Annotated in this window: 2 protein-coding genes and 1 pseudogene; 2 read left to right on the plus strand and 1 reads right to left on the minus strand. The window is 68.2% G+C overall.

Annotated features, from left to right (window positions below):
- Positions 1 to 1,139 (plus strand): LamG-like jellyroll fold domain-containing protein (locus ACH4E7_RS45270; RefSeq protein WP_396255073.1); only part of this gene is annotated, 1,139 nt, incomplete at its 5' end.
- Positions 1,140 to 1,262: 123 nt separating this feature from the next.
- Here the strand turns inward: ACH4E7_RS45270 and ACH4E7_RS45275 are convergent.
- The gene (locus ACH4E7_RS45275) at positions 1,263 to 1,556 is read right to left on the minus strand and encodes a hypothetical protein (protein ID WP_396255074.1); all 294 of its coding nucleotides are present in this window, start codon (positions 1,554 to 1,556) and stop codon (positions 1,263 to 1,265) included.
- Between the two features lie 413 nt (positions 1,557 to 1,969).
- On the opposite strand from ACH4E7_RS45275, the pseudogene ACH4E7_RS45280 reads away from it, so the two are divergent.
- Positions 1,970 to 4,587: pseudogene (locus ACH4E7_RS45280) on the plus strand (hypothetical protein); the annotation flags it as partial.

Here is a 4,587-nt window from a genome sequence, read left to right on the forward strand (position 1 = left end):
ACACCTGGCAGGCGGGCCCCAACACCATCGCCAACACCGCCGTCAACCCGCAGTGGTGGGCCCTGGACGGCCGCACCACCGGCGACTCCGGGGACACCAACACGCTCTACAAGAACGGCGACGACCCCAAGAACACCTTCCCGACCGGCGCCGCCCTCACCGCCGACCACAACGGCACCGCCAACAAGGCCACCGCCTTCGACGGAACGAGGGTCTACCGCACTACCGCACCGGTCAACTCCGGCTCGAACAACCCCGGACTCGACACCAGCCAGAGCTACAGCGTCTCCGCCTGGATGAAGCTCAACAACACCAACGGCTACCAGACCGCGGTGTCACTCACCGGCGACGAGGCCAGCCCGTTCTACCTGCAATACAACAGGACCTGGAACAACTGGGCCTTCTCCGTACCGAGCAACGACAGTGTCAACCCCACTGCCTGGTACTCCGCCGTCGACAAGACCGGCCGTACCAACCCCGTGGTCGGCCAGTGGACCCACCTGACCGGCACCTACAACTCCGGCACCGGGAACATCACGCTGTACATCAACGGCCAGCCCGTCGGCTCCGTCTCCGTCCCGAAGAGCTGGAAGCCGGCGCCCGGCAGCCTGAACATCGGCGGCGTCACCTACAACAAGCTCGCCGCCGGCGACCAGTTCAACGGCGCGATCAGCGACGTCCGAGTCTACCCGTACGCCCTGACCGACCAACAGGTCAACACGCTGGCCACCACCGATGCGGTCGTCCACATCCACAGCGCGGTCGACTCTGGCAAGTGTCTCGACAACTGGGGCGGCGCGGCCGGCGCCCAGCTGCGGATCTACGACTGCTGGAACGGCGACCACCAGCACTTCCTGATGACCAAGGACAACCAGATCAAGATCCCTTCCACCGGGCGCTGCCTGGGCACCGGTGACGCCACGGTCGTCAACGGCACCCCGGTCGTGGCACAGGACTGCGGCAACCAGGGCACCCAGACCTGGATCCGCCGCTACGACGGCTCGCTCTACAACCCGGCATCCCAGATGTGCCTGGACCTGCACGGGTGGAACACCACCAACGGCCAGGGCCTGGATGTCTGGCAGTGCGTCAACCAAGCGAACCACCATTGGATCTTCGAGGCCCAACAGACCGCGTAGGCTCCAGAGGCACACATCGGCCCCGCTCTGAGCGTTCCGCTCAGAGCGGGGCCGATGCCCGTTCGTCCCTCAAGGCGCGGCTCGTACCCTGCAGCAGCCAGGCGGCCGGCGCCGCCAGGGGCTTCACCGCTGACGCCCATCGCACCGGTCGAGCCCGACCCGGACCTTGACGGTCTCCGACACCTCACCGCTGAGCGATGGCGCAACGACGTTACACTGCACGCCCTTTGCACCTGCGGCACCCGGGGCGACTACCTGCACCCGCACGGGGGCGGCGGGCGCGTCATCGCCCGCCCCGGCCGCGGGAGCCAGCCAGACCAACAGATTGCCGGCCCGCTTCGAACCGCCGTCCGCCGCGACGGCGACCGCCGAACCGATCGGCGTGGCCAGAACCGCCAAAAAGGTCAACACGGCCATTGAACTCAACATTGCGATACTGGACTTACGCCATCTAGCGGATGGTTTATCCCACCCGGTGTCACCGGGTGGTCGTTCGGAAAAGAAGACACTTCCGCCCCTATGAGAGGTCTGCGTCGCGGTTCGACGCGGACTTGTCTCGGTGGAGGGTAGGGGGCTAACGATCCAGTGGTCGAGCGACTTGAGGATCTTCTGAGGGTGTGACTGAGATCACGCCTGAAATAAATCGGCGGACGATCCGTCAAAGCGGACATCCCATCCCCACATTGTGATTGACGAAGCCTCAGCAAGTACGGCAGCTTGCTCATCGACCCCTGCTGACGATTTGAATCGCCGTTGTCGTCCGCACCCGATCCCTCGTTTCCTTGAAGGGCTTCACCATGTCTGCCGCTCCGCCCGGAGCTACCTCCGGCATGCACAGAACCAGGTATCCGTCGCGGCGGTCGTACGCCGTCGCGGTCAGCCTGGCGCTCGCGCTGACCTCGGTCGGGCCGATCGCGCCGCTCGCCTTCGCCTCCGACTCCCCGTCCGCCACCGCCACCGCCACCGGCACCCCGACCGGCCAGGCTCAGCCGATCCCCAAGGCCCTGGCCGACCAGATCGCCGCCGGCGACGCCAAGTTCGCCGGCGAGAAGCCCCAACTCACGTCCGACAAGGCCATCGCCGAGGCCAAGAAGACCGGAAAGCCCGTCCCCATCCCGGAGTTGACCGACGAGTACAGCGAAACCGTCGCCACCCCCTCCGGCCACCTCTCCCGCACCGAGCACGCCGACCCCCAGCGGGTGAAGCAGAACGACGCCTGGGCCAACCTGGACGGCACCCTCGTCCCCGACGACCAGGGCGGCTACCGGCCGAAGACCGCCGTCGCGGGCGTCCACCTGTCCGGCGGCGGCAACGGCCCCCTCGGCACCCTGACCAGCCCCGACGGCGAGTCCCTCACCATCGACTCGCCCTTCCCGCTGACCAAGCCGACCCTCGACCCGAACGGCGAGGCGCTGGTCTACCCCGAGGTCGCCCCCGGCATCGACCTCAAGGTCACCGCCTCCAAGCTCGGCGGCCTCTCCACCGTCCTGATCGTCAAGACCGCGGAGGCGGCGAAGAACCCGGCCCTGAAGAAGGTCCGCTTCCCCACCAAGGCCAAGGGCGTCACCGTCAAGGCCGACGACGCCGGCAACCTCACCGCCACCGCCAAGGACGGCAAGGTCCGCTGGCACGCCTCCACCCCGCAGATGTGGGACAGCTCGACCGACACCCCGAGCGCTCCCAAGGGCAAGTCCGCCGCCGCCGCCCAGCGCGACGACGCCCCCGCCAACGGCCAGGACGAGGGCAAGGGCCAGAACCAGGCCAGCACCGCCGAGGGCCCCGGCGCGAACGCCAAGGTCGCCGGCATGAAGACCGCCGTGACCGGCGACGCCGTCGAACTCACCACCGACGACACCGTCCTCGGCAAGGGCCAGGGCCCCTGGTTCATCGACCCCGGCTGGCTCTACGACCGCCGCGAGGCCAACGCCTGGACCTGGACCCAGTCCGCCTACCCGGGCACCGCCAACATCGGCCGCACCGTCGCCAACACCGGCGACCAGTACGCCCGCCCCGGCGTGGGCTACCAGGGCTGGCGGACCGACAAGGGCATCGAGCGCTCGTACTTCCAGTTCGACAGCCGCTGGTACAACGACATCGTCATCAACAAGGCGACCATGTCGGTCTGGGAAGCCCAGTCCGCCGACATGTCCTGCACCAACCAGTACACCGTCGACCTCAACCTCACCGGGCCGATCGACAACAACACCACCTGGAACAACTCCCCCGGCGTGGTGACCGGCGTGGGGTCGGCGAACGTCGGCGGCGCCGGCCAGAGCGGCTGCGGCGGCAACACCCAGTTCGACTACGACGTCACCAACGTCTACCGCCAGTACGCGCCGAACCACGACACCCTCACCTTCGGCCTCTTCGCCCACAACGAGTCCGACAAGATGGCGTTCAAGCGCCTCACCTACAACCCGGCCGTCGTCGTCGAGTACGACCGGGTGCCCAACACCCCGAGCAACCCGTACGCCTCGCCCGCCCCCAACACCTCCGTCCCGTGGTCGGACAACCAGGGCTGCGACGGCAACTCGATCGGCTGGATGAACTCCTCCAGCGGCTTCAACGGCTCCGTCACGCTCAACGCGACGGTCAGCAGCAACGGGCAGAGCACGCTGTTCGGTTGGACCCACATCTGGGACTACGCCAACCTCAGCGCCGACGCCGACTCCGGCTACACCGGTGAGGTGGTCAACGGAGGGGTGGCCAGCTTCCAGGTCAAGCCGGGCGTCATCCAGGACGGACACGTCTACGGCTGGGGCACCATGGCCAGCGACAAGCTGGTCCAGATGTCCGCCTCGACTCCCGTCTGCCGCTTCGGCGTCGACCTGACCCCGCCGACCCTCTCGGTCCCGGACGTCAACACCAAGCTGTCCGACGCGGACCTGGCGACCAAGTTCCCGCCGTCCGGCAACGGCCAGGTCACCAAGAAGCACGTCGGCGAGCAGGGCCTGGTGCCCTTCACCGCCGTGGACCCCTCGCCCGGCGGCAACCCCTCCGGTGTGGTCTGCGCCCGCTGGTCCTTCGACCCGCAGTTCTCCGGCGCGGGCTGGTCCTGCGGCGCCAACTACCCCTCCAACGGCATTCCGGTCACCCCGGGCCGCTGGGGCACCAACATCCTGTACCTGCAGGTGATGGACAACGCGCGCAACCTCTCGCCGGTCGCCGCGTACTCCTTCTACGTGCCGTGGAACCCGGACGGCCCGCCACCGGTCTTCGGTGACGTCACCGGCGATGGCGCCCCCGACATCCTGCTGCCCGACCAGGCCGGCTACCTGCACAGCTACGACACCCCGGGCAACCCCAACGTCAAGAACCCCGCGATGACGACCGTCGCCGCCCCGGCGGACGCCCCCGGCGGCAAGGGCTGGGCGGGCATCCAGTACACCCACCGCGGCACGCTCACCGGCGGCAACAACATCGACGACGTGATCGCCCACGCCGCCGG

The sequence above is a fragment of the Kitasatospora sp. NPDC018058 genome (genome assembly GCF_044327205.1).
Lineage (GTDB): Bacteria > Actinomycetota > Actinomycetes > Streptomycetales > Streptomycetaceae > Kitasatospora.